This is a genomic window from Pantoea sp. BS_8 (genome assembly GCF_041954965.1).
Taxonomy (GTDB): domain Bacteria; phylum Pseudomonadota; class Gammaproteobacteria; order Enterobacterales; family Enterobacteriaceae; genus Pantoea; species Pantoea stewartii.
Map to the genome: position 1 here is coordinate 603994 of NZ_JAVAXU010000002.1, position 25328 is coordinate 629321.

Below are 25328 nucleotides of genomic sequence, written 5' to 3' on the forward strand. Positions count from 1 at the left end.
TTTCCCCTTTATAGATGGCACAATGTGGACGATTTGTTTATTTATTCGCCAGAAGCCTGAGCTTCGTGCTTGCCATAAATCAGCATGGGTTCAGACTGACCTTCAATCACCGACTCATCAATCACCACTTTCTCGACATCTTCCATGGACGGCAGATCGTACATGGTTTCGAGCAGCGCGCCTTCCACGATAGAACGCAGACCGCGCGCACCGGTTTTACGTGACATCGCCTTTTTAGCAATCGCCGTCAGGGCTTCGTCACGGAACTCCAGCTCAACGCCTTCCAGGTTAAACAACGCCTGATACTGCTTGGTGAGTGCGTTTTTCGGCTCACGCAGAATCTGAATCAGCGCTTCCTCACTCAGTTCATTGAGCGTGGCTACCACAGGCAGACGGCCAATGAATTCTGGGATCAGGCCAAATTTGATCAGATCTTCCGGCTCACATTGCGCCAGTAACTCGCCTTCTGTTGCCTTCTGTGATTTACCTTTCACCGTTGCGCCAAAGCCAATGCCTGAACCGGTTTCAACGCGCTGCGAGATAACCTTATCCAGACCGGCGAAGGCGCCACCACAGATAAACAGAATCTTAGAGGTATCGACCTGCAAAAACTCCTGCTGCGGATGCTTACGGCCACCCTGCGGCGGCACGGCGGCGACGGTGCCTTCAATCAACTTCAGTAACGCCTGCTGCACACCCTCACCCGATACGTCGCGGGTGATCGATGGGTTGTCTGATTTACGTGAAATTTTATCGATTTCATCGATATAGACGATACCACGTTGGGCTTTCTGCACATCGTAGTCACATTTTTGCAGTAGCTTCTGGATGATATTTTCGACGTCTTCCCCCACATAACCGGCTTCGGTCAGCGTGGTTGCATCCGCCATGGTAAAAGGCACATCCAGTAAACGGGCCAGGGTTTCAGCCAGCAACGTTTTACCGCTACCGGTCGGACCGATCAGCAGAATGTTACTTTTGCCCAGTTCGATACCGTTGCTGGTATCCCCGTTGCGTAAACGTTTGTAGTGGTTGTACACCGCCACGGCCAGGACTTTTTTGGCCCGTTCCTGACCAATAACGTAATCGTCGAGGTGATGGCGGATCTCATGCGGCGTAGGCAGCGCACTACGTTCGCGATGCGGGGCAACCTCTTTAATCTCTTCGCGAATAATGTCGTTACACAGATCAACGCACTCATCGCAGATATACACTGACGGCCCGGCAATCAGCTTACGCACTTCATGCTGGCTTTTGCCGCAAAAAGAGCAGTACAGCAACTTTCCTGAACCGTCTTTGCGCTTATCTGTCATCAGTTAACCTCTTCTTGTTCTCAGGCCGTACCAGCCGTACAGCACTGGCCGTGGGTACACGGCCGATGTTCATTCAACCCGTCATTATCTTGTCCTGTTAACTATAGACCAGAGACAAGGTGAAGTTAGGGCTTATTGGCGATGCGTCAGGATTGAATCGACCAATCCATACTCTACCGCTTCGCTGGCGGAGAGGAAACGGTCACGCTCAGTGTCACGCTCAATTTCTTCCAGTGACTTACCGGTATGTTCCGCCATCAGCTCGTTCATGCGCTGCTTCACTTTCAAAATTTCACGCGCATGAATCTCAATGTCGGTCGCCTGTCCCTGATAGCCACCCAGCGGTTGGTGAATCATCACGCGTGAGTTTGGCAGGCAGAAACGCTTGCCTTTCGTCCCGGCTGTCAGCAGGAAAGCCCCCATTGAGCAGGCCTGGCCCATACAAATGGTGCTGACGTCAGGCTTGATAAACTTCATGGTGTCATAAATTGACATGCCAGCCGTAATGACGCCACCCGGTGAGTTGATATAAAGGTAAATATCTTTTTCCGGGTTCTCCGCTTCCAGAAACAGCATCTGGGCCACAATCAGGTTAGCCATGTGATCTTCTACCTGGCCGGTTAAGAAGATAACGCGCTCTTTAAGCAGACGGGAATAGATATCGTATGAACGCTCGCCGCGCGAGGTTTGCTCGACCACCATTGGCACCAACGCATTGTGCGGTGCAGTAAACTCACGATCGCCACTGTATGACATTACCGTCTCCTGGATAAATTTCATTGGCAACATTCTGTACCGATTTTACGTAAGACGAGCAACAAAAACTATGCTCTGCCTCTTACCGACAACATCAGGACGGTTAATCAGTCAGCCGAACTGTTTTTTGCATACTCCCTCTATCTTGGGATAGTGCTCAGTTGTTTCAAGCATAACAACCTTTTCATCAATCGCTAACCCGGAAAAAGCGATGCGTGAACAATTCGCCTAAAAATTAATCAAATAGCGACAGGCCCGTTGTCAGAAAGCGTATTACAGAAAAAAGCCCGCGACTTTTCAGGCGCGGGCTTTAGCACAAGGGGTTAAACGGACGATCAGGCCTGAGCGGTCTGATTCATCAGTTCCTGGAAGTTAGTTTCTTTTTCAGAAACTTTGGCTTTCGCCAGCACAGCTTCAACCGCCTGCTCTTCCAGCGCCACATTGCGCATGTTGTTCATCAGCTCGTTATTTTTGCTGTAGAACTCGATCACTTCCTGCGGATCTTCGTAAGCAGACGCCATTTCTTCGATCAGCACTTTAACGCGATCTTCATCGGCTTTCAGCTCGTGCGTGCGAATCACTTCGCCCAGCAGCAGACCGACCACAACGCGACGCTTCGCCTGCTCTTCGAACAGTTCGCGTGGCAGTTCCAGCGCTTGCTTCTCGTTACCACCAAAGCGTTGTGCAGCCTGACGACGCAGAACGTCGATTTCGCTGTCGATCAGCGCAGCAGGCACATCAATAGGGTTCGCTTCAACCAGACCGTCGATAGCCTGTGTCTTCACGCGGTTACGAATCGCGCCTTTCAGCTCACGTTCCATGTTCTTACGCACTTCCGCACGCAGGCCCGCAACCGAACCATCTTCCACGCCGAAACGCTTGATGAATTCTTCGGTCAGTTCTGGCAGTTCGCGCGTTTCCACTTTCTTCAGCACGATCTCGAACTTCGCGTCTTTCCCTTTCAGGTTTTCCGCGTGGTAGTCGTCAGGGAATTTCACGTCGATAGTGAAGGTTTCGCCTGCTTTGTGACCCACAACGCCTTCTTCAAAGCCTGGGATCATACGGCCCTGGCCCATGGCCAGAACGAAGTCAGATGCTTTACCGCCTTCGAATTCTTCGCCGTCAACAGAACCGGTGAAATCGAGGGTAGCGCGGTCTTCAGCACCCGCTGCAGCGTCGGTTTCAATCCAGTTAGCCTGCTGCTTGCGCAGCGTTTCCAGCATGGTATCGACATCGGCATCGGTCACTTCGACCTGAGGCTTTTCAACTTCGATGTTTTCCAGGCCTTTCAGCTCAACTTCTGGATACACTTCGAACTCAACCGCATAGGTGAAGTCCTGACCTTCTTTATATTCGCCTGGCACATAGTTAGGCGCGCCAGCCGGATTGATCTTCTCTTTGATGATGGCGTCAACAAAGTTACGCGTCATCAGATCGCCCAGCACGTCCTGGCGCACAGAAGCACCGTAGCGCTGCGCGACGATGTTCATGGGCACTTTGCCTTTACGGAAACCATCGATACGGACTTTCTTCGCCACATCCACCAGTTCTTTTTTAACGGCGCTTTCGATGCTGTCAGCTGCGACAGTAATCGTAATGCGACGGCCCAGGCCCTGAGTGGTTTCTACAGAAACTTGCATCTTGTTACCTCAAAAAATCACGTGCTCGGTCAACTTCAGACACCACACATTAATTAATGCGCCGTATCTAACAACCGGGACGGCTTCCGTGAAGAGAACCTGATCCCTGTTACCAGAAGCGTCCCGAAGACATTCCGGAAAAATAGACGCAGCATTATAGCGGCATCACTGAGATGAGTCGAGGACGCTAAGTCACCACTTTTCAGGGAGTTTGCTGCTTTTTTGAGCCAGGTAACGCGTTTAGCAAGGATAAAACACAAAAACGGCCCGCAGGCCGTTTAAAAAGAGAGGGTGTTATGCGAGTGTGCCCGCGCCGCGACAGTTCGGCGAAGCGAGTACCGTATCCTGCAATCCTTCCCACTCTTTCAGGGTATAAGTATGCAAGGCCAGTGCGTGAACACTTCCCGCCAGCTCAGCACTGAGTTCACCATAAATTGCGCGATGACGGGCGAGAAAACGCTGACCGGTAAAAACGTCGCTGACAATCACCACTTTGAAATGGCTTTCAGAACCGGCAGGCACATTGTGTCGGTAGCTTTCATCATGCACTTCCAGATGAGCCGGCTCAAAAGCCAGGCGCAGCTTCTCTTCTATCTGTTCTCGAATCATGGTTTTACCCTCAATGGCGAGCGCTGTGCCCCATCTGTTTAAATATTAGTCCGTTTTTGGCTGCGCAACGCGACAGCGGACGTAATATTATCACTACGTCGCCCTCTTCGCTTGTGCCTTGTCAGGCGGGGAATATGAAAAGGTAGAGAGCAAGAAAAAGTGCCTTGCGCGGTTTACCTTGTGGCAAAGGGCTTTATTCACTGCACCGCTTTGCTATGATGGCCGCAGTTTTTGCACACCAACCCATGACACTAACGAGAAAGCGTATGTTGAAAAAACTGTTATTCCCGCTGCTGGCTGCTTTTATCCTGGCCGGTTGCGCTTCCAGCAACAACACATTGACCATTCAACCTAAGATTCAGCTGCCACAGCGCGATCCGAGCCTGATGGGCATTACGGTGAGTATCAACGGCGCCGATCAGCGTCGCGATCAGGCGCTGGCAAAAGTTAATCGCGATGGACAACTGGTCAGCCTGACCCCGTCGCGCGATCTGCGTTTCTTACTCCAGGAAGTGCTGGAGAAACAAATGACAGCGCGCGGCTATATGGTCGGTCCTAATGGCGCGGTTGATCTGCAAATCATCGTCAATAATCTGTATGCCGACGTCACCCAGGGTGATGTGCGTTACAGCATTACCACCAAGGCGGATATCTCTATCGTGGCGACCGCGAAAAATGGCAATAAACAGATTAAAAATTACCGCCAGACCTACAGCGTAGAAGGGGCTTTCAGCGCCACCAATCAGAAAATCACCAATGCGGTGAATTCTACGCTGAGCGACGTGATCGCCGATATGGCGCAGGACACCAGCGTCAACGACTTCATCAAACAAAACGCCCGTTAATCAGGTCTTTTGCCCGGCACCCGGCCGGGCACTTTTCAAGGTCAGTATGAATCACTACTTCCGTGTCTTCCGCCAAAAAAATGCAGCCATTTTACTCCTTCTGGGATTCGCATCAGGTTTGCCTCTGGCCTTAACCAGCGGGACGCTGCAGGCGTGGATGACGGTTGATAATATCGATTTGAAAACCATCGGATTCTTTTCACTGGTGGGCCAGGCCTATGTGTTTAAGTTTCTCTGGTCCCCCATGATGGATCGCTTCACGCCGCCGCTTCTCGGTCGGCGCAGAGGCTGGTTGCTCATTACGCAACTGGCACTGGTGGCCAGCATTGTGGCAATGGGCTTTTTGCAGCCCAGCCGGGATTTAACCCTGATGGCGGCACTGGCGGTACTGATTGCATTCTGTTCTGCGTCACAGGATATCGTCTTCGATGCCTGGAAAACGGATGTGTTGCCGCCGGAAGAACGCGGAAGTGGCGCTGCCATCACGGTGTTAGGCTATCGCCTGGCAATGTTGATATCGGGCGGTCTGGCGCTGTGGCTGGCCGATCGCTATCTCGGCTGGGAGGCGACTTACTGGCTCATGGCCCTGCTCCTGCTGCCCTGCCTTATCGCAACCTGTCTTGCCAAAGAGCCGGACAACGCGCAGGCCGCGCCGCGTACGCTACGTCAGGCGGTTGTCGATCCTCTGCACGATTTTTTTAATCGCAACAACGCCTGGCTGCTGATCACGCTCATCATTCTTTACAAGCTCGGCGATGCATTTGCCGCCTCTCTCACCACCACCTTTTTGATTCGCGGCGTGGGATTTAATCCGGGCGACGTCGGGCTGGTAAACAAAACGCTGGGCTTGCTGGCAACCATCATTGGCGCGCTTTATGGCGGCATGCTGATGCAGCGTCTGAGCCTGTTTCGCGCATTAATGATTTTTGGCCTGCTCCAGGCGGTGTCGAATTTCGGCTACTGGCTGCTGGCGGTCACCGACAAACACCTCTGGAGCATGGCGAGCGCGGTCTTTATTGAGAACCTGTGTGGCGGAATGGGAACCGCTGCGTTTGTCGCGCTGCTGATGACGCTGTGTAATAAGTCCTTCTCGGCGACGCAGTTCGCCCTGCTGTCTGCGCTTTCAGCGGTAGGCCGGGTTTACGTGGGACCTGCAGCCGGTTATCTGGTCGAGATCTGGGGCTGGCCAACGTTCTATGCCTTTACCGTTTTCGCCGGTCTGCCGGGCCTGGCCCTGCTGGCTTTTTGTCGCGGTACACTGGACTTTACCCAAAAAACCGGCCAGTTTTTGCCGCGCCGCTATTTTTCCACAGGCTACCGCTGGACGAAACGGCTGTTTGCAGGCGGATGCGGGTTACTGGCGCTGTGGCTGCTGTCGCTGGCGCTGAATGCAACGGGCATGCTCACGCTTTCAGCGTGGCTGGCTCCGCTGTTTGAAGCCGGTATGGCGCTGGCGCTTTGCGGTGTGCTGTCCGGCGTGGTGCTGGATTATCGCGCATTGAGAAAGGCCGGGAATTGACCTTTTGCCTCATAATCGCACAGTCGCAGGTGCCATTTCAGCCAATTGGTTAAGCGCACCTAATTTGTCTTTGCGTGTCAATTTACAAAAAATATTTTTATCATGTGCGCGCTTCGGGCAAGATATTTAAATCCGGTACGCAATTAATTAAGTTAAAAATTAGAGAAAAAATGATGCAATATTGTTAAATAATTGGGTATTAAAAGTCAGGGTTATTCCTTTCCTACTTTTGTTTAACCCCGCATCCATCTCTTTTTGTTATATTACTGCCAACTGCTTGTCCACGTTAATAATTTGTCACCGAGAACAACATCTGTGACACCCTTAGCAAAAGGTGTCAACATGGTTCTGACACATCCTTAAGCTGGTTTACACTGCATAAACCTTCCCGTAAAATGCGCGCACACTTAAACGACAATAGAGCCCTTTGTCATTGAGGTCGTTAAATGAGACTCAGTAAATACAATAAAAGTTTGGGGATTTTGTCATTAATCGCAGGCACTTTATTAATGAGTGGCTGCGATAATGCATTGTTAAATCCCAAAGGACAGATTGCGCTGGAGCAACGTTCGCTGATACTGACCGCTTTTGGTCTGATGATGATCGTCGTGATTCCTGCAGTCTTAATGGCCGTCGTGTTTGCCTGGAAATATCGGGCGTCGAACACGAATGCTAAGTACAGTCCTAACTGGTCACACTCCAATAAAGTGGAAGCTGTGGTCTGGACCATTCCGATCCTGATCATCGTTTTCCTTGGAGTACTGACCTGGAAATCAACCCATGCGCTGGAGCCAAGCAAACCCCTGGCCTCTGACGTGAAACCGGTTGAAATTGACGTCGTTGCTCTGGACTGGAAATGGTTATTCATTTATCCAGAACAAGGTATTGCGACAGTTAACCAGATTGCCTTCCCGGCAAACACCCCGGTTAACTTCAAAATCACCTCCAACTCCGTCATGAACTCCTTCTTTATTCCTACGCTCGGTAGCCAGATCTACGCGATGGCGGGCATGCAGACCAAACTGCACCTGATTGCCAACGAGCCAGGAACTTTCGACGGTATTTCCGCCAACTTCAGTGGTCGCGGTTTCTCTGGCATGAAGTTCAAAGCCATTGCCACCAAAGACGATGCGGAGTTCCAGCAGTGGGTTGCCAAAGTAAAAGCGGCACCTAACACGCTGATGACGATGGATGATTTCGAGAAAGTGGCTGTGCCAAGCGAAAATCACCCGGTGGAATATTTCTCTTCAGCTAATCCTGAACTGTTCTTGCAGGTCATTAACAAGTTCATGAATAGCCACGGGAAAATGGACATGTCTGAACACAAAGGCATGGACATGAGTCACACCGCTACCGCGGGAGCCGAGGAATAATACGATGTTCGGAAAATTAACTCTGGATGCAGTGCCCTACCATGAACCGATTATCATGGTTACGGTTGCCGGCATCATCATTGCAGGTCTGGCGATCGTCTCTGCCATCACCTACTTTGGTAAGTGGAAATATCTGTGGTCTGAATGGCTGACGTCAATCGACCATAAAAAACTGGGTATCATGTATATCATCATGGCGTTCGTCATGCTGCTGCGCGGCTTTGCTGACGCCGTGATGATGCGTACCCAACAGGTTCTGGCTTCCTCCGGGGAAGCAGGCATATTGCCCCCTCATCACTACGACCAGATCTTTACCGCTCACGGCGTAATCATGATCTTCTTCGTGGCTATGCCATTCGTGGTGGGCCTGATGAACATTGCCGTACCGTTGCAAATCGGTGCGCGTGACGTTGCCTTCCCGTTCCTGAACAACCTGAGCTTCTGGTTTACCGCAATCGGTGTGATTCTGGTTAACCTGTCTCTGGGTGTCGGCGAATTCGCGCAAACTGGCTGGCTGGCCTATCCACCGCTGTCGGGGGCAGAATACAGTCCCGGCGTGGGGGTGGATTACTGGATCTGGAGTCTCCAGCTTTCCGGTATTGGTACAACCCTGACCGGTATTAACTTCTTCGTGACCATTCTGAAGATGCGTGCGCCGGGCATGGACCTGTTCAAAATGCCCGTCTTTACCTGGGCTGCGCTGTGCACCAACGTCCTGATCATCGCTGCGTTCCCGGTTCTGACCGTGACTCTGGCGCTGTTGACACTTGATCGTTACCTCGACTTCCATTTCTTTACTAATGATATGGGCGGTAACATGATGATGTACGTCAACCTGATCTGGGTCTGGGGTCACCCAGAGGTGTACATTCTTGTTCTGCCGGTGTTTGGTGTCTTCTCTGAAGTCACGGCCACCTTCTCGAAAAAACGTCTGTTTGGTTATACCTCACTGGTCTGGGCGACCATCGCCATTACCGTGTTGTCGTTCATCGTCTGGCTGCACCACTTCTTCACCATGGGTGCCGGTGCCAACGTTAACGCCTTCTTCGGTATCATGACGATGATCATCGCGATTCCGACCGGGGTTAAAATCTTTAACTGGCTGTTCACCATGTATCAGGGTCGCATTCAGATGCACTCTGCGATGCTGTGGACCGTAGGCTTCCTGGTCACCTTCTCTGTGGGTGGTATGACCGGTGTTCTGCTGGCCGTTCCGGGCGCTGACTTTGTCCTGCACAACAGTCTGTTCCTGATTGCGCACTTCCATAACGTGATTATCGGTGGTGTGGTATTCGGTTGTATGGCGGGTGTGACCTACTGGTTCCCGAAAGCCTTCGGCTTTACCCTGAACGAAACCTGGGGCAAACGTGCTTTCTGGTTCTGGATCATCGGCTTCTTCGTTGCCTTTATGCCGCTGTACGCACTGGGCTTCATGGGAATGACCCGTCGTCTGAGCCAGGATATCGATCCTCAGTTCCACTCTCTGCTGGTTGTTGCAGCGGTAGGTGCGGGTCTGATTGCCTGCGGTATTATTTGTCAGCTGATCATGTTCTACGTGTCTGTACGTGACCGCGACCAGAACCGTGACCTGACTGGCGATCCGTGGGGTGGCCGTACGCTGGAGTGGGCAACCTCTTCACCACCGCCGTTCTATAACTTTGCTGTTATCCCGCATGTGCATGAGCGTGACGCTTTCTGGGAAATGAAAGAGAAAGGCGAAGCGTACAAGCAGCCGGCTAAATATGAAGAAATTCATATGCCGAAAAACAGCGGTGCTGCGATTGTTATTGCCGCGTTTGCGACCATCTTCGGTTTTGCGATGATCTGGCATATCTGGTGGCTGGCAGGTCTTACTTTCCTCGGCATGATCGTAAGCTGGATCGTGAAGAGCTTCGACGAAGACGTGGACTACTACGTCCCTGTTGCCGAAGTAGAGAAGATTGAAAAGCAGCACTTTGACGAAATCAGCAAAGCAGGTCTGAAATAATGTCAACTACCGTAAAACACCACCACGACGCCCATGCGGAGCATGGGCATCACGATGCAGGAGCCAATAAAGTCTTTGGCTTCTGGATCTACCTGATGAGTGACTGCATTATCTTTGCAACCCTGTTTGCGACCTATGCAGTTATGGTTAACAACACCGCCGGCGGCCCGGCAGGCAAAGATATCTTTGAACTGCCGTTCGTGCTGGTTGAAACCGCCCTGCTGTTATTAAGCTCCATCACCTACGGCATGGCTGTTATCGCCATGAACAAGGAAAACAAAGGCGCCGTTATCGGCTGGCTGGCGTTGACCTTCCTGTTTGGTGCGGGCTTTATCGGGATGGAAATCTATGAATTCCATCACCTGATTGCTGAAGGCTTCGGTCCAAACCGTAGTGGCTTCCTGTCCGGCTTCTTTACACTGGTCGGTACGCACGGTCTGCACGTGACCTCGGGTCTGATCTGGATGGCCGTGCTGATGTTCCAGATCGCGAAACGCGGTCTGAACGCCACTAACCGTACCCGTATCATGTGTCTGAGCCTGTTCTGGCACTTCCTGGACGTGGTTTGGATCTGCGTGTTTACCGTTGTTTATCTGATGGGAGCCATGTAATGAGTCATTCTGTTAACGAACATGGTGCATCACACGGTAGCGTGAAGTCTTACATGATCGGCTTCATCCTCTCTATCATCCTGACGGCAATCCCGTTCTGGATGGTAATGGATGGTAGTGCTTCTCATGGAACCATCCTCGGCGTTGTGCTGGTCTGTGCAGTCGTTCAGGTGCTGGTTCACCTGGTTTACTTCCTGCATCTGGACAGCAAATCTGAGGGCGGCTGGAACATGGTGGCCATTGTCTTCTCAGCAATCATTATCCTGATTGTTGTGGTTGGCTCACTGTGGATCATGTGGAACCTCAACTACAACATGATGCCCCACTAAAGAGTCTGTGTAATGTTTAAGCAATACCTGCAAGTTACAAAGCCAGGAATTATTTTCGGGAATTTAATTTCTGTGATTGGCGGATTTTTGCTGGCCTCTAAGGGCAGCATTGATTACGCCCTGTTTCTCACCTCACTGGTTGGCGTGTCGCTGGTGGTTGCGTCAGGTTGTGTCTTCAACAACGTGATTGACCGCGATATCGACATCAAGATGGAGAGAACCAGGAATCGGGTGCTGGTTAAAGGCCTTATCTCCGCGAAAGTAAGCCTGGTGTATGCCACTGTGTTGGGTATTGCTGGCTTTGCACTGCTGTATTTCGGTGCTAACCCGCTGGCCATGTGGCTGGCGGTGATGGGCTTCGTGGTATACGTTGGCGTTTACAGCCTGTATATGAAGCGTCATTCGGTTTACGGTACGCTGATTGGGAGCTTGTCTGGCGCTGCGCCGCCGGTGATTGGCTACTGTGCCGTGACCAATGAGTTTGATGCGGGCGCCCTGATCCTGCTGGCAATTTTTAGCCTGTGGCAGATGCCGCACTCCTATGCGATTGCTATCTTCCGCTTTAAGGATTACCAGGCTGCCAACATCCCGGTCTTACCGGTTGTGAAAGGCATCTCCGTGGCAAAAAATCATATTACGCTCTATATCCTGGCGTTTATGATTGCCACGCTGATGCTGACGCTGGGTGGCTATGCAGGCTATAAATATCTGGTCGTTGCCGCTGCCGTCAGCGTCTGGTGGCTCGGCATGGCACTGTCAGGTTATAAAACCTCAAACGATCGGGTTTGGGCACGTAAGCTGTTTGTCTTCTCCATCGTCGCCATCACCGCGCTGAGCGTGATGATGTCAGTGGATTTCATGACGCCTGCGTCAAAAGATTTGCTGACTTACGTGCGCTGATGTGTACCAAAACAGCATGAAACGGGCGCGATTTTCGCGCCCTTTCTTTTTGTTACGACTGCTTAAGAACTATTGTTTTACCCTTCCACTCTCCCTCCCTAAAATAAATGCAGCACATCAACAGAGGTAGGAATGAACGATAACAAAATGACTCCGGTGGAGCTGCGCGCCACATGGGGCCTTGGCACGGTCTTTTCCCTGCGTATGCTGGGAATGTTTATGGTCCTGCCGGTATTGACCACCTATGGCATGGCGCTCCAGGGAGCGAGTGAAACCTTAATCGGTCTGGCCATTGGCATTTATGGCCTGGCTCAGGCCATTTTCCAGATCCCCTTTGGCCTGCTGTCCGATCGTATTGGACGCAAGCCTCTGATTGTGGGCGGCCTGCTGCTGTTTGTCCTTGGCAGCGTGATTGCCGCCAGCACGGAATCCATTTGGGGCATCATCCTTGGCCGGGCGTTGCAGGGTTCGGGCGCGATTGCGGCCGCCGTGATGGCGCTGCTGTCGGATTTAACGCGTGAACAGAACCGCACCAAAGCGATGGCGTTTATTGGCATCAGTTTTGGCGTTACCTTTGCGATTGCGATGGTGGTGGGACCGATTGTGACCCACGCGCTGGGCCTGCATGCGCTGTTCTGGATGATCGCAACGCTGGCGACGCTGGGTATTCTCATTACGCTTTGGGTGGTCCCCTCCTCCACTCAGCATGTCCTGAACCGTGAGTCGGGCATGGTGCGCGGCAGCTTTAAAAAAGTGCTGGCCAACCCGCGCCTGGTAAAACTGAATCTTGGCATCTTCTTTTTGCATATCCTGTTGATGTCGAGCTTTGTTGCGCTGCCCGACCAGTTTGAACAGGCGGGATTACCGCCATCAGAACACTGGAAGGTCTATTTAACGACCATGCTGATCGCCTTTGCGGGCGTCGTGCCTTTTATCATTTATGCAGAAGTGAAGCGCAAAATGAAGCGCGTCTTTGTCGGCTGTGTCGGCATGATGGTCATCGCAGAAATTGTTTTATGGGGCGCGCAGGGCCATTTCTGGACGCTGGTGCTCGGCGTACAGCTCTTCTTCCTCGCCTTTAACCTGATGGAAGCCATCCTGCCTTCCCTGGTCAGTAAGGAATCGCCTGCCGGTTACAAAGGGACAGCAATGGGGCTTTACTCCACCAGCCAGTTTCTGGGCGTTGCGATCGGCGGAAGCCTGGGCGGTTGGGTGTTCGGTCATTTTGATGCGCAAACTGTGTTTATGGTGGGAGCGATTGTGGCGGCAATCTGGCTGTTCGTCAGTATGACCATGCAGGAACCGCCCTACGTCAGCAGTCTGCGCATTGTGCTGAGTGATGCGGCGCTGGCAGTACCGAACCTGGAGAAGCGCCTGAAGGCCCAGCCTGGAGTGAACGCGGTGCTGATCGTACCGGAAGAAAAAAGCGCTTACATTAAGATAGACAGTAAGATCACCAGCCGACCGGAGCTTGAAGCCCTTATCGGCGGTGGCTAATCCCCTGCCCTCACCGGGTTTGTCGTCTTTGACAAACCCGGTTCCTCCCGTTTATCCCCGCGCAAAATGCGTCCCTCTGGTCCCGCGGATTCCGTCACGGACGTCAGCACCTTGCAGGGCAAAAGCGTTGCTGTCGCGGAAGGGGATCAGTGACAGCCTGACTGGTGTCACAGTCAGGCTGCCAACCCGACAGGATGCCTCAGAGGGCATCCTGTGCTCACGTGCTGAGCGGAGGGATTAATCGCGGAAGTTTTTGAATTGGAAAGGCTGGCCCAGGTTGCCATTACGCACCAGCGCCATTGCGCCCTGTAAATCATCACGAGACTTACCCGTTACGCGCAGAGATTCGCCCTGAATCTGCGTCTGCACTTTCAGCTTGCTGTCTTTAATCAGCTTCACCAGCTTTTTCGCGACGTCGCTTTCGATGCCTTTTTTCATTTTGGCATCCACGCTCCAGCTTTTGCCGCTGTGTTCAATCTCTTCTGGTACTTCCAGCGCCGCGCCTTCAATACCGCGCTTGAGCATTTTCTCGCGCAGGATATCCACCAGCTGCTTTACCTGAAAATCCGATTCACTGATGACCTTAATGGTTTCATTTTTTTCATTGAGTTCGTAACTGGCAGTGACGTTGCGAAAATCAAAACGCGTCGACAGTTCACGGTTAGCATTCTCTACTGCGTTGCGAACTTCCTGCATGTCGACTTCTGAAACGATATCGAAAGATGGCATCTCTTCTTCTCCTGAGGCTAAACTGGCATGCATAATACGCGTCTTACGGCACTAAATAAAATCGCACTGTGTAGCGCTATACTTAACTCATTGCCACAGCGCATAAATAATAAGCCCGCGAGCGGGAGGCAGCATGAAAATAACCGTATTAGGATGTGGCGCATTGGGCCAGGTGTGGCTCACCGCTCTTGCCCATTGCGGGCACGATGTTCAGGGCTGGTTACGCGTACCTCAGCCCTACTGCTCAGCGAATGTAATCGATCCGCTGGGGCGCGTGACGAACCGGACCTTCATTGCCAACGATCCGCTGTTTTTGGCGCAGAGCCAGCTGCTGTTGGTGACGCTGAAAGCCCCGCAGGTATCAACGGCCGTAAAAAATCTGGAAAGCGTGATGTCAGAAAACTGCCCGGTTTTACTGTTGCACAATGGCATGGGCACGCTTGGCGAATTAAAAGGTCTGACGCAGCCGCTGTTACGCGGTATCACCACGCACGCCGCAATGCGGGATGGCACGGTCATTAAGCACGTCGCCACGGGCGTCACCCATATTGGTCCCGGCAACCGTAAAAGCGAGCACTGGAGTGAGGTCGCCGATGTGCTGCACGAAGCGCTGCCCGATGTCGCCTGGCATGACAATATCCGGGCGGCCTGCTGGCGTAAGCTGGCGGTAAACTGTGTGATCAACCCACTCAGCGTGGTTTACGACTGTCAGAATGGCGCACTGCGTCAGCATCAGGCCGACATCATCACCTTATGTGACGAAATCAGTTGGGTTATGGAGCGTGAAGGCCAGTCCGTGGCCAGCCAGAGCCTGCAGGATCAGGTGCTGAATGTGATTGAGACGACCGCCGCCAACACCTCATCAATGCTGCAGGATATACGCGCTCAGCGACTGACGGAAATTGAATACATCACCGGCTTTCTGCTGCGTCGCGCACGCACTCACGGCTTAGTGTTACCTGAAAACACCCGGCTGTACGACATGATTAAACGCAAGGAGTCTTATTATGGGCGCGAACGCCTCGGTACTGGTCTGTCTGGCTCATGGCAGTGAAGAGACGGAAGCCGTTACCACACTCGATCTGCTGGTCCGTGGCGGGATAAAGACGGTGACCGCCAGCGTGGAAAGCGATGGCTGCCGTGAAATCGTCTGTTCGCGCGGCGTTCGCCTGCTGGCCGACGTCCCGCTGGTCGAGGTGGCGGACAACGCCTACGATGCCATTGTCCTGCCCGGCGGACTAAAAGGAGCCGAGACATTTCGTGACAGTCCGCTGTTGGTTGAAACCGTACGCCAGTTTCATTTGTCAGGACGTATTGTTGCGGCCATCTGCGCAGCCGCTGGCACGGTACTGGTGCCGCATAACCTGTTTCCGGTCGGCAATATGACAGGGTTCCCCGGTTTAAAGTCCACCATACCGGAAGAGAAATGGATGGAACGTCGTGTCGTCTGGGATCCGCGAGTCAATTTGCTCACCAGTCAGGGACCGGGCACGGCGATGGATTTTGCGCTGAAATTAATTGATTTGCTAGCAGGCAGTGATAAAGCACGTGAGGTCGCGGCACAACTGGTGCTGGCGCCGGGTATTTACGACTATCAGGCCAGTTAAGTCGCCGGTTCAGACGCCTGCCGGACGCTCTGTGCTCGTCTTGCCCTGGTATGCAAGGCGAGCACAGGGGGAAGCGGTCAGTGACCGCTATGCGGATTACGGACGATATACCTTCACGTTTTTAAACCCCTGCTCATGCAGATAGAGCGCCTGTAATTTACTCATCACACCGCGATCGCAGTACAACAGCCAGGTTTTGTTCTGATCAAGGTCGCCAAACTGCGTACTGAGTTTGTAGAAAGGCATCGACTTCACCTCCGTTCCCGCCAGCTGTAGCGGTTTGTCTTCCTGCTCATCCACCGAGCGGATATCCAGCACGCTGTCGTTTTCGTTCAGCAAGCCGACCGTCTCGACCTCAACCACCTCTTCCTGCGTCTGCTCCGCGATTTCGCGAATATCCACATTGGTCGCCTCGGCCACCATACGTTCCAGAATCGCGAAATCAAACTGGCTTTCTTCGGCTTCGATTTTGCCTTTTACCGCTTTGACCGTCGGGCTTTTCGAAATCACGCCACAATATTCCGGCATGGTGCTGGCAAAGTCTTCGGTGCCGATTTCACGCGCCACTTTAATAATGTGCTCTTTGTCGTGAGAAATCAGCGGGCGCAAAATCAACGTATCGGAGGCATTGTCGATCAGTCGCAGATTGGTCAGCGTCTGGCTGGAGACCTGCCCCACCGCTTCGCCTGTGACCAGGGCCTGTACGCCATAACGTTCCGCCACCATTGAGGCTGCACGGACCATCATACGTTTCAGCACCACGCCCATTTGACCGTCGTCGATTTTTTCTAAAATTTCGCCGACAACTGGCTCAAAGTTGATTGCCACAAAACGTACACGGTGCGAACGGCCAAAGCGGTTCCACAGATAATGGGCGACCTGACGTACGCCGATTTCATGTGCCGCGCCGCCCAGGTTAAAGAAGCAGTAGTGAACGCGGCTGCCACGACGCATCAGCATGTAGCTGGAAACGCCGGAGTCAAATCCACCTGAGATCAGCGACAGCACATCTTCCTGGGTACCAATCGGGAAGCCGCCCAGCCCTTCATAGCGTGCGGTGACCAGCGTTAAGCGGTTTTCTTCCACTTCGAGGTTAACCGTCACCTCAGGTTTCTTAAGCTGAACGGTGGCGCTGGCGATGTGCTGATTTAGCCCGCCGCCAACATAGCGCTCGACGTCCTGCGAACTGAAGCTGTGTTTGCCACGGCGCTTAACCCGCACGCAAAAGGTTTTGTTTTCCAGGCTGTCGCGATACTGTGCCAGCGTCTGCTCGAAAATATCGTGGATGTCGGTATATTCGCGCTCTTCAACCGCAAGGACATGATGAATACCCGGGATGCGCATCAGCTCATCGGGAATAATCTTCCGCATGGCTTCATCTTTGCAGCGCACTTCAATATGATCCCAAAAACGCACCACCGCGATCTCATCGCTGACCGTTTTGAGCACGTTGCGGATATTACTGACAAGAATCTTAATAAAGCGCAGACGCACCGACTGACTCTTGATGGTGATTTCAGGAAATAACTTGACGATAAACTTCATGGCAATACAGCTTCGTTGGGCAAATAAGTGCTAAAACAGGCTGCACTTAGCTGGTAAGATCATAAAATTGCGGGGTGACAGGCGCATCCGCATCCGAGGCGCGAGAGTATATCACCTTTACCCGGTGACTGCTTCTGCAACAGCATGCACATTGATTATTTTGCTAATCATTCTCTCTCAGCTACCATGACCGATTGCAAGATAACGTTCCAACCGTGAGTCGACACGAAATATGCCGAAAAAAGCCGAACAGCCAGCCAGCTTTGAAACGTCATTGCAGCAGCTGGAGCAGATTGTTAATCGTCTGGAAAGTGGTGAACTGCCGTTGGAAGACGCCCTGAATGAATTTGAGCGCGGCGTGCAGTTAGCGCGCAATGGCCAGCAAACGTTGCAGCAAGCCGAGCAGCGCGTGCGCATTCTCCTCAGCGACGATAACGATGCCGATCTCTCCTCTTTCACGCCGGAAAACAACTAATGGATTTTCCTGAACTGCTCAATGCGTATCACCAGCAGGTGAATCACGCGTTGATGGGCTACCTGGATGCCCTCCCTTTTCAGAGTTCTCCTCTGGTGAATGCCATGCAGTATGGGGCACTATTAGGCGGCAAACGCATGCGCCCGTTTCTGGTTTACGCAACCGGCACCATGCTCAATGCGAATAAAGCCAGTCTCGATGTGCCTGCAGCGGCTGTCGAATGTATTCACGCCTATTCACTGATTCATGACGATTTGCCGGCAATGGACGATGATGCGTTACGTCGTGGGCAACCGACCTGCCACATCAAATATGGCGAAGATACCGCCATTCTTGCCGGTGATGCGCTACAAACGCTGGCCTTTTCTATTCTGGCCGACCAGCCCATGCCGGGCGTGAGTGCGGAATACCGCCTCGCTATGCTGTCAGAGCTGGCCAGGGCCAGCGGCGTAGCGGGTATGTGCGGCGGGCAGGCGCTGGATCTGGCGGCAGAAGGTCAGTCTGTCGATCTTCATCAACTGGAACAGATCCATCGTCACAAAACGGGGGCGTTGATTCGCTCAGCCGTGCGACTCGGTGCCTTTGCTGCCGGCGACGCGGGCCGTGAAGCGCTGCCGTATCTTGACCGCTATGCGGATGCCATCGGCCTGGCCTTTCAGGTGCAGGATGACATCCTGGATGTGACGGGCGACACAGCCGTTATCGGAAAACGTCAAGGTGCCGATCAAGATCTTGGAAAAAGCACCTATCCTTCATTGATGGGTCTGGATAATGCCCGGATTAAGGCACTGGATTTATACCAGGAAGCCGTGGATGCTTTGCACATGCTCTCTGCAAAATCCTATGACACCTCTGCCCTGAAGGCGCTGGCGAGCTTCGTAATTGAACGCGATAAATAACTTCCATGATGAGTCACTGATGAGTTTTGATACTACAAAATACCCGACACTGGCGCAGGCAGAAACGGTACAGGCACTACGTGCCCTGCCTAAAGAAAAATTGCCTGCGCTCTGCAATGAGCTGCGCCAGTATTTATTAGACAGCGTGAGCCGCTCAAGCGGCCATTTTGCGTCGGGCCTGGGCGTGGTCGAGCTGACGGTGGCGCTGCATTACGTCTATAACACACCGTTCGACCACCTCGTGTGGGACGTCGGTCATCAGGCTTATCCGCATAAAATTTTAACCGGCCGCCGCGATCGCATTGGATCGATTCGGCAAAAGAATGGCGTGCACCCCTTTCCGTGGCGGGGAGAAAGTGAATACGACGTCCTGAGCGTCGGTCACTCCTCTACCTCCATCAGTGCCGGGCTGGGCATGGCTGCTGCGGCCGAACGGGAAGGTAAAGGGCGCCGTACCGCCTGTATTATCGGCGACGGTGCCATCACCGCAGGCATGGCCTTTGAGGCCATGAACCATGCGGGCGATATTAAACCCGATATGCTGGTTATCCTGAACGACAACGAAATGTCGATTTCTGAAAACGTCGGGGCGCTGAATAACCGCCTGGCACAGATTTTATCGGGTAAGACCTACGCGCGTCTGCGCGAAGGAGGCAAGCGCGTACTGACCGGCCTGCCGCCGATTAAAGAGTTAGTAAAACGCACCGAAGAACACCTGAAAGGCATGGTGGTGCCGGGCACCCTGTTTGAAGAACTGGGGTTCAATTACATCGGACCGGTCGATGGTCATGATGTCCTGACGCTGGTGAATACGCTGACGAATATGCGTAGCCTGAAAGGCCCGCAGTTCCTGCATATTATGACGAAAAAGGGTAAAGGTTATGCCCCGGCAGAGCAGGATCCGATCACCTGGCATGCGGTGCCCAAATTTGATGTCGCCAGCGGCGAACTGCCTAAGAGCGCCGAAGGATTGCCGAGTTATTCGAAGATCTTCGGTAACTGGCTGTGCGAAACGGCGGCTGACGACGCGAAGCTGATGGCGATTACGCCCGCCATGCGCGAAGGGTCGGGTATGGTAGGATTCTCCCGCAAGTATCCCAACCAGTATTTTGACGTTGCCATTGCCGAACAGCACGCCGTGACCTTTGCGGCGGGCCTGGCCATTGGGGGCTATAAACCGGTTGTTGCGATTTACTCTACCTTCCTGCAGCGCGCCTACGATCAGGTTATTCACGATGTCGCGATTCAGAAGCTTCCGGTCCTGTTCGCGATTGACCGTGGCGGCATTGTTGGGGCCGACGGCCAGACGCATCAGGGTGCCTTTGATCTCGCCTATCTGCGCTGCATTCCGGATATGGTCATCATGACGCCGAGCGATGAGGACGAATGCCGCCAGATGCTTTATACCGGCTATCACTATCAGGCGGGTCCGGCTGCCGTGCGTTATCCACGCGGAACCGGCACTGGCGTTGCTCTGACGCCACTGCAAAGCCTGCCGCTGGGCAAAGGTGTGGTTAAACGTCGGGGCGAAAAGCTGGCGATCCTTAACTTCGGTACACTGCTGCCTGAAGCCAGCCACGTTGCCGAAGCGCTGAACGCCACCCTGGTGGATATGCGTTTTGTTAAACCGCTGGATGAAGCGTTAATTACCGAACTGGCCGCACAGCATGAGTCGTTGATTACGCTGGAAGAAGGCGCGATTAAGGGCGGCGCAGGCAGCGGCGTCAACGAGTTCGTGATGGCGAAACGTCTGGGCATTCCCGTTCTCAATATTGGCCTGCCTGATGAATTCATTCCCCCGGGCACGCAGGAAGAGATGCGTCACGACTACCACCTGGACGCAGACGGTATTCAGCAGCAAATCAGTCACTGGCTGGTGCAGTAGTTCCCCTCCCCCGCTCTCTGCGGAGAGCGGTATTCCTGCTATGCTTAATTCCCCTGGAAGGACATAGCAGGAGTCATGATGAAAACCGTTCCACTCGCGAATACTGATTTAAAAGTTTCCCAGCTCTGCCTGGGCTGTATGACATTTGGTGAGCCCACCCGCGGTAAACATGCCTGGACACTGCCCGAAGAGAGCAGCCGACCGCTTATCAGGCAGGCGCTGGAGGCCGGGATTAATTTCTTCGACACCGCTAACAGCTATTCAGACGGCAGTAGTGAGGAGATTCTGGGGCGAGCGCTCAGGGATTTTGCCCGCCGCGAGGAGGTCGTGGTCGCCACCAAAGTCTATTTCCCGCTGAGTAACCTGTCACAAGGTCTGTCCCGTAAAAACATTCTGCAATCCATTGATGACAGCCTGCAACGGCTGGGCATGGAGTATGTCGATCTGCTGCAGATTCACCGCTGGGACTATGACACGCCGCTCGAAGAAACCCTGTCGGCACTTGATGAGGTGGTGAGATCCGGCAAAGCACGTTATATCGGCGCCTCATCCATGCACGCCAGTCAGTTTGCACAGGCCTTAACCATGCAGGCAGAACAGGGCTGGGCACGCTTCGTCAGCATGCAGGATCAGTACAACCTGATTCAGCGCGAAGAAGAACGTGAGATGCACCCGCTGTGCCAGCGTGAAAATGTTGCGGTCCTGCCATGGAGTCCACTGGCACGCGGTAAGCTCACCCGGCCATGGGGCGAAACCACCGCCCGCTCCGTTTCTGATGAGGTGATGAGCACGCTCTATGCTTCAACGGAGGAAAACGATGCGGCGATTGCGGCGCGCCTAGCGCAGGTTGCAGCCGACAAAGGCGTAACGCGAGCGCAGGTCGCACTGGCGTGGTTACTGAGCAAACCGGTGGTGACAGTGCCCATCATTGGCGCCTCCCGCGCAGAGCAGTTTGCTGAGCTGGTGGAAGCCGTGAACGTTGACCTGACAACGCAGGATATTGCGGCCCTGGAAAGTGAATATCAGCCTCACCCGGCAACCGGCTATCAGTGATACCAACGCAGCGTGTTCACAGGCGTGACGCGCTCATTCGGCCCGGCCGGGAGAGAATAATGGTGAGACAACCGTACGCCGGTATTTCGGCTACGGTTGCAAAACGGTGATGATAAGGGGCGCAGGACGAACGCTTAACCGGCGAGATAAACCCCGGCACCATAAAGGATGGCTGCAGCAATAATGCCCGCAATAATGTCATCGACCATAATGCCCATGCCGCCATGCACGTTACGGTCGAACCAGCGAATCGGCCAGGGCTTCCAGATATCCAGCACGCGGAACAGCACAAAACCGGCCACCACCCACTGCCAGCTGTTCACCGGAATGGCCATCAGCGTAATCCACATCCCGATAAACTCATCCCAGACAATGCTGCCGTGATCGTGAACGCCCATGTCTTTGGCGGTGCGATGGCAAAGGTACACGCCCACGCTGATGCCTAGCAGCACGACCAGCGAATACAGATCGTGCGGAAGCAAGGTCAGCAGACACCAAAAAGGTATGGCGGCCAGCGATCCCACTGTACCGGGCATAACCGGGCTGAGCCCACTGCCAAAACCGGTCGCCAGTAAATGCCAGGGATTACGCATCCGCAGACGACCTTTGGCGATATGTTTATCTGATGTCAAAATGGTCGAATCCTTTAAAACGCACATCTGTCGGTTTGCCGTTTTCGAGCAGTGACAATCCTTCTGACTCGGGCGCCATCTGCCCAATACAGGTATAAGGCACGCCAAGATGTCCCAGCGCCACGTCCAGTGCACCCCGATTCACTTCCGGCACACTGAAGCACAGCTCATAGTCTTCGCCGCCGCTGAGCGCCCAGCGCAGCACCTGTGACGCGTCAAAATTGTCACGCAGTGCCGGGGACAGCGGAAGCGCGTCAAGGTTGATACGTGCCCCGCAACCGCTGGCTTTCAGCACATGACCTATATCAGAAATCAGCCCGTCTGAGATATCGATAGCGGAAGAGGCCAGCGAACGCAGTGACTGCCCCTGTAACACGCGCGGCATGGGCCGCAGGTGACGTTTAATCAGGGCTTCATGAATGGCCGGATCGTCAATGCGGCAGTGATGCTGCAGCAACGCCAGCCCGGCCGCGCTGTCGCCCAATGTACCGGTGACATAGATCCAGTCGCCGGGTTTTGCGCCCGAACGCTTTAACGCTTTGCCGTGAGGAATCAGCCCATGAATACCCAGCGTCAGGCTGAGAGGCCCCCGCGTCGTGTCTCCCCCCACCAGCTGCATATCGTAATATTCCAGCAGGTCAAACAGGCTTTCGCTGAAGCTGCTCAGCCAGCTTTCATTCACATCCGGCAAGGTCAGCGCCAGGGTTAGCCAGGCAGGATCGGCACCCATCGCGGCCAAATCGCTCAGATTCACCGCCAGTGATTTATAGGCTAAATCTGCAGGATGGATCGTGGGCAGGAAGTGGATACCGGAAACCAGCGTATCGGTGCTGACCGCCAGCGTTTGCTTTTCGGGCACGCTCAGCAGCGCGCAATCGTCGCCGATGCCGAGTTCGACATCACGGCGGCTACGCGTTCTGCGATTGAAGTAGCGTGCGATGAGTTCAAATTCACCACATGACATAATTGCGTTCCGCTTAACCATTAATGAAAAAGGCCGGCAAGCCGGCCTTATTGATTATTTGCGTTGGCGTCGAATTTGCGGACCGGCTTTATCCAGCACACCGTTGACAAATTTATGGCTGTCTTCAGCGCCAAATACTTTCGCCAGTTCGATACCTTCGTTGATGGCCACTTTATAAGGCACATCAGAACGCTTGCTCAGTTCATACAGCGACACACGCAGAATGGCTTTTTCCACCTGCCCCAGTTCTTCTAACTGGCGCGACAGATAGGGTTGCATCAATCCATCCAGGTACGCGCTGTTGGTCGCCACACCGGCCAGCAGTTCGCGGAAATAAGTAATATCGACGTCTTTAACGTCCTGTTCCGCCAGAAACTGGTATTCCACATCGGCAATGTCGTTGTTAGACAACTGCCAGGAGTAAAGCGCCTGGACAGCGCACTCACGGGCGCGACGACGAGCAGCAGGTTTCACAAAATTCCCCTTACAAAAATCAGGCTTTAATGGCTTTCAATACGTTGATCATTTCAAGTGCGGTCAGGGCCGCTTCGGCACCTTTGTTACCCGCTTTGGTTCCAGCACGCTCAATGGCCTGCTCGATATTTTCGGTTGTCAGTACGCCGAATGCCACAGGAATATCGCTGTCCATGGCAACACTGGCAATGCCCGAGCTGGCTTCACCCGCGACGTATTCGAAGTGCGCCGTGCCACCGCGAATCACGGTACCCAGCGCAATCACGGCATCATGTTTGCCGGTTTTAGCCAGCGCACGCGCGGCCAGCGGCAGTTCGTAAGCACCCGGTACCCAGACGACAGTGATATTGTCATCGTTGACCTGGCCGATACGCTTCAGGGCATCCACAGCGCCGTCTAACAGGCTCTCGTTGATAAAGTTGTTAAAACGCGCGATAACGATGGCAATTTTTGCCTCTGGCGTTGCAACGGCAGCTTCGATAACTTTCATACATATCCTTTCAGGGGTTTGTTTAGCCCCGCGCAGGGGGGCGGATTCTAACATACTCTTTGGCGGCGTGCTCTCGCTTTTCCGCCTCTGTTATTGCGGTATCAGGGTCAGACGGAGATCGCTGCCGACCTGACGCACGTCGCTGAAGGCAAAAACCGGCGCGTCAGCCAACTGCGTCAGACCCGTAAGCTGACACAAACCGCGCGCGTCATTACCCAGTAATTTCGGTGCCACATACACAATGAGTTCGTCAACCAGACCGGCCTGAAGCAGTGCCCCTGCCAGCGTGGCACCGGCTTCAACCCAGACGCTGTTAATCTGGCGCTGGCCCAGCACCATCATCAGCGCCACTAAATCCAGTTGGCTGTCGCGTAAAGGAACCGGAATTTGCGTCACCGAGTCAGGCCAGCGCTGAGTGTCGGCCTGCTGTCGCATCAGCCAGGTTTCGCCCAATTGTTCTATAAGTTTGTGCTGCGGTGTTACGCGATTCTGGCTGTCGACGATGACGCGTACCGGCTGGCGTAAGGTCTGCGCATCAACCAGGCGCTGACTGTCGCTGTCCAGTTCGGCCCAGCGTACGGTCAGGGAAGGATCGTCGGCCAGCACCGTTGCGCTGCTGCTGAGAATGGCGGCGCTCTGCGCTCGCAAACGCTGGACATCGCGTCGGGCAGCCGGCGAGGTGATCCACTGGCTTTCGCCACTCGCCATGGCGGTGCGGCCATCCAGTGTTGCCCCCAGTTTAAGCTGTATCCAGGGGAAGCCGGTCCGCATGCGTTTCAGGAATCCCCGGTTCAGGGCTTCCGCTTCCTGCATCATCAGTCCGTGGCTGACTTCAATTCCCGCCTGCTGCAGTCGATGTAATCCCCGTCCGGCGACCTGCGGATTGGGATCCTGCATCGCGGCCACGACGCGTTTTACACCGGCCTCAATAAGCGCGTCGCAACACGGCGGCGTGCGCCCGTGATGACTGCATGGCTCCAGCGTCACATAGGCTGTCGCCCCACGCGCACGCGCACCGGCCATGCGCAGGGCATGCACTTCCGCATGCGGTTCTCCGGCGCGCTGGTGCCAGCCTTCGCCAACAATGTCGCCATCGCGTACAATGACGCAACCGACATTGGGGTTCGGCATGGTAGTAAAACGTCCGCGCCGCGCCAGTTCCAGCGCGCGCGCCATATAACGTTCATCGGTCATGA

The 25328-nt window shown here is 53.8% G+C and carries 25 protein-coding genes; 14 read left to right on the forward strand and 11 right to left on the reverse strand.

Annotation, left to right across the window (positions count from 1 at the left end; genetic code table 11):
• Positions 1-41: 41 nt before the first annotated feature.
• From clpX to bolA, 4 genes are all read right to left on the reverse strand, one after another.
• On the reverse strand, positions 42-1313 hold the full coding sequence (gene clpX / locus RAC65_RS08325) for an ATP-dependent protease ATP-binding subunit ClpX (RefSeq protein WP_033738665.1): 1272 nt from the start codon (positions 1311-1313) through the stop codon (positions 42-44).
• A 132-nt stretch (positions 1314-1445) separates the two neighbouring features.
• The gene (clpP, locus tag RAC65_RS08330) at positions 1446-2069 is read right to left on the reverse strand and encodes an ATP-dependent Clp endopeptidase proteolytic subunit ClpP (protein ID WP_006117959.1); all 624 of its coding nucleotides are present in this window, start codon (positions 2067-2069) and stop codon (positions 1446-1448) included.
• Positions 2070-2404: 335 nt separating this feature from the next.
• Positions 2405-3709, reverse strand: a complete 1305-nt coding sequence (gene tig, locus RAC65_RS08335; protein ID WP_033738663.1) for a trigger factor — start codon at positions 3707-3709, stop codon at positions 2405-2407.
• Positions 3710-4003: 294 nt separating this feature from the next.
• Positions 4004-4318 carry a transcriptional regulator BolA gene (gene bolA, locus RAC65_RS08340; RefSeq protein ID WP_006117961.1) on the reverse strand — a complete coding sequence of 105 codons (315 nt, stop codon included), beginning with the start codon at positions 4316-4318 and terminating at the stop codon, positions 4004-4006.
• A 266-nt stretch (positions 4319-4584) separates the two neighbouring features.
• On the opposite strand from bolA, the gene RAC65_RS08345 reads away from it, so the two are divergent.
• The 8 genes from RAC65_RS08345 (at position 4585) to RAC65_RS08380 (ending at position 13379) form a co-directional block, all read left to right on the forward strand.
• Positions 4585-5163 carry a lipoprotein gene (locus tag RAC65_RS08345; protein ID WP_006117962.1) on the forward strand — a complete coding sequence of 193 codons (579 nt, stop codon included), beginning with the start codon at positions 4585-4587 and terminating at the stop codon, positions 5161-5163.
• A gap of 46 nt (positions 5164-5209) precedes the next feature.
• Positions 5210-6682 (forward strand): muropeptide MFS transporter AmpG, encoded by a 1473-nt coding sequence (gene ampG / locus RAC65_RS08350; RefSeq protein WP_006117963.1) that lies wholly within the window; start codon positions 5210-5212, stop codon positions 6680-6682.
• A 446-nt stretch (positions 6683-7128) separates the two neighbouring features.
• Positions 7129-8055, forward strand: coding sequence for a cytochrome o ubiquinol oxidase subunit II (gene cyoA, locus RAC65_RS08355; RefSeq protein ID WP_033738657.1), 927 nt, complete (start codon positions 7129-7131; stop codon positions 8053-8055).
• A 4-nt stretch (positions 8056-8059) separates the two neighbouring features.
• A complete protein-coding gene (cyoB, locus tag RAC65_RS08360; RefSeq protein WP_033738655.1) occupies positions 8060-10042 on the forward strand; it encodes a cytochrome o ubiquinol oxidase subunit I in 1983 nt (660 codons plus the stop codon).
• Positions 10042-10653 (forward strand): cytochrome o ubiquinol oxidase subunit III, encoded by a 612-nt coding sequence (locus RAC65_RS08365; RefSeq protein WP_006117966.1) that lies wholly within the window; start codon positions 10042-10044, stop codon positions 10651-10653. The genes cyoB and RAC65_RS08365 overlap by 1 nt, the downstream gene beginning before the upstream one ends.
• Positions 10653-10982, forward strand: a complete 330-nt coding sequence (locus RAC65_RS08370; protein WP_006117967.1) for a cytochrome o ubiquinol oxidase subunit IV — start codon at positions 10653-10655, stop codon at positions 10980-10982. The genes RAC65_RS08365 and RAC65_RS08370 overlap by 1 nt, the downstream gene beginning before the upstream one ends.
• Positions 10983-10994: 12 nt before the next feature.
• Positions 10995-11882 (forward strand): heme o synthase, encoded by an 888-nt coding sequence (gene cyoE / locus RAC65_RS08375; protein WP_006117969.1) that lies wholly within the window; start codon positions 10995-10997, stop codon positions 11880-11882.
• Positions 11883-12014: 132 nt separating this feature from the next.
• On the forward strand, positions 12015-13379 hold the full coding sequence (locus RAC65_RS08380) for an MFS transporter (protein WP_006117970.1): 1365 nt from the start codon (positions 12015-12017) through the stop codon (positions 13377-13379).
• Positions 13380-13616: 237 nt separating this feature from the next.
• On the opposite strand, the gene RAC65_RS08385 is transcribed toward RAC65_RS08380, so the two are convergent.
• A complete protein-coding gene (locus RAC65_RS08385) occupies positions 13617-14108 on the reverse strand; it encodes a YajQ family cyclic di-GMP-binding protein (protein WP_006117971.1) in 492 nt (163 codons plus the stop codon).
• Positions 14109-14241: 133 nt separating this feature from the next.
• Between RAC65_RS08385 and panE the strand changes: the two genes are divergently transcribed.
• Both panE and yajL read left to right on the forward strand, forming a co-directional pair.
• Positions 14242-15162 carry a 2-dehydropantoate 2-reductase gene (panE, locus tag RAC65_RS08390; RefSeq protein WP_033738652.1) on the forward strand — a complete coding sequence of 307 codons (921 nt, stop codon included), beginning with the start codon at positions 14242-14244 and terminating at the stop codon, positions 15160-15162.
• Positions 15116-15715 (forward strand): protein deglycase YajL, encoded by a 600-nt coding sequence (gene yajL, locus RAC65_RS08395; protein WP_006117973.1) that lies wholly within the window; start codon positions 15116-15118, stop codon positions 15713-15715. The genes panE and yajL overlap by 47 nt, the downstream gene beginning before the upstream one ends.
• A gap of 96 nt (positions 15716-15811) precedes the next feature.
• On the opposite strand, the gene thiI is transcribed toward yajL, so the two are convergent.
• Positions 15812-17260, reverse strand: a complete 1449-nt coding sequence (thiI, locus tag RAC65_RS08400) for a tRNA uracil 4-sulfurtransferase ThiI (protein ID WP_375096571.1) — start codon at positions 17258-17260, stop codon at positions 15812-15814.
• A 232-nt stretch (positions 17261-17492) separates the two neighbouring features.
• Between thiI and xseB the strand changes: the two genes are divergently transcribed.
• From xseB to RAC65_RS08420, 4 genes are all read left to right on the forward strand, one after another.
• On the forward strand, positions 17493-17735 hold the full coding sequence (gene xseB, locus RAC65_RS08405) for an exodeoxyribonuclease VII small subunit (protein ID WP_006117975.1): 243 nt from the start codon (positions 17493-17495) through the stop codon (positions 17733-17735).
• Positions 17735-18634 (forward strand): (2E,6E)-farnesyl diphosphate synthase, encoded by a 900-nt coding sequence (gene ispA, locus RAC65_RS08410; protein WP_033738647.1) that lies wholly within the window; start codon positions 17735-17737, stop codon positions 18632-18634. Before xseB ends, ispA begins: the two co-directional genes overlap by 1 nt.
• Positions 18635-18653: 19 nt before the next feature.
• Positions 18654-20519: a 1-deoxy-D-xylulose-5-phosphate synthase gene (gene dxs / locus RAC65_RS08415; protein ID WP_375096572.1), complete on the forward strand. Its 1866-nt coding sequence runs from the start codon at positions 18654-18656 to the stop codon at positions 20517-20519.
• Between the two features lie 78 nt (positions 20520-20597).
• Positions 20598-21572, forward strand: coding sequence for an aldo/keto reductase (locus RAC65_RS08420; RefSeq protein WP_375096607.1), 975 nt, complete (start codon positions 20598-20600; stop codon positions 21570-21572).
• A gap of 134 nt (positions 21573-21706) precedes the next feature.
• On the opposite strand, the gene pgpA is transcribed toward RAC65_RS08420, so the two are convergent.
• From pgpA to ribD, 5 genes are all read right to left on the reverse strand, one after another.
• Positions 21707-22204, reverse strand: coding sequence for a phosphatidylglycerophosphatase A (pgpA, locus tag RAC65_RS08425; RefSeq protein WP_006117981.1), 498 nt, complete (start codon positions 22202-22204; stop codon positions 21707-21709).
• Positions 22191-23168: a thiamine-phosphate kinase gene (thiL, locus tag RAC65_RS08430; protein ID WP_054634408.1), complete on the reverse strand. Its 978-nt coding sequence runs from the start codon at positions 23166-23168 to the stop codon at positions 22191-22193. The genes pgpA and thiL overlap by 14 nt, the downstream gene beginning before the upstream one ends.
• Before the next feature lie 54 nt (positions 23169-23222).
• On the reverse strand, positions 23223-23642 hold the full coding sequence (nusB, locus tag RAC65_RS08435; RefSeq protein ID WP_375096573.1) for a transcription antitermination factor NusB: 420 nt from the start codon (positions 23640-23642) through the stop codon (positions 23223-23225).
• A gap of 19 nt (positions 23643-23661) precedes the next feature.
• On the reverse strand, positions 23662-24132 hold the full coding sequence (ribE, locus tag RAC65_RS08440; RefSeq protein WP_006117984.1) for a 6,7-dimethyl-8-ribityllumazine synthase: 471 nt from the start codon (positions 24130-24132) through the stop codon (positions 23662-23664).
• 90 nt (positions 24133-24222) lie between these two features.
• Positions 24223-25326 carry a bifunctional diaminohydroxyphosphoribosylaminopyrimidine deaminase/5-amino-6-(5-phosphoribosylamino)uracil reductase RibD gene (gene ribD, locus RAC65_RS08445; protein WP_375096574.1) on the reverse strand — a complete coding sequence of 368 codons (1104 nt, stop codon included), beginning with the start codon at positions 25324-25326 and terminating at the stop codon, positions 24223-24225.
• Between the last annotated feature and the right edge of the window lie 2 nt (positions 25327-25328).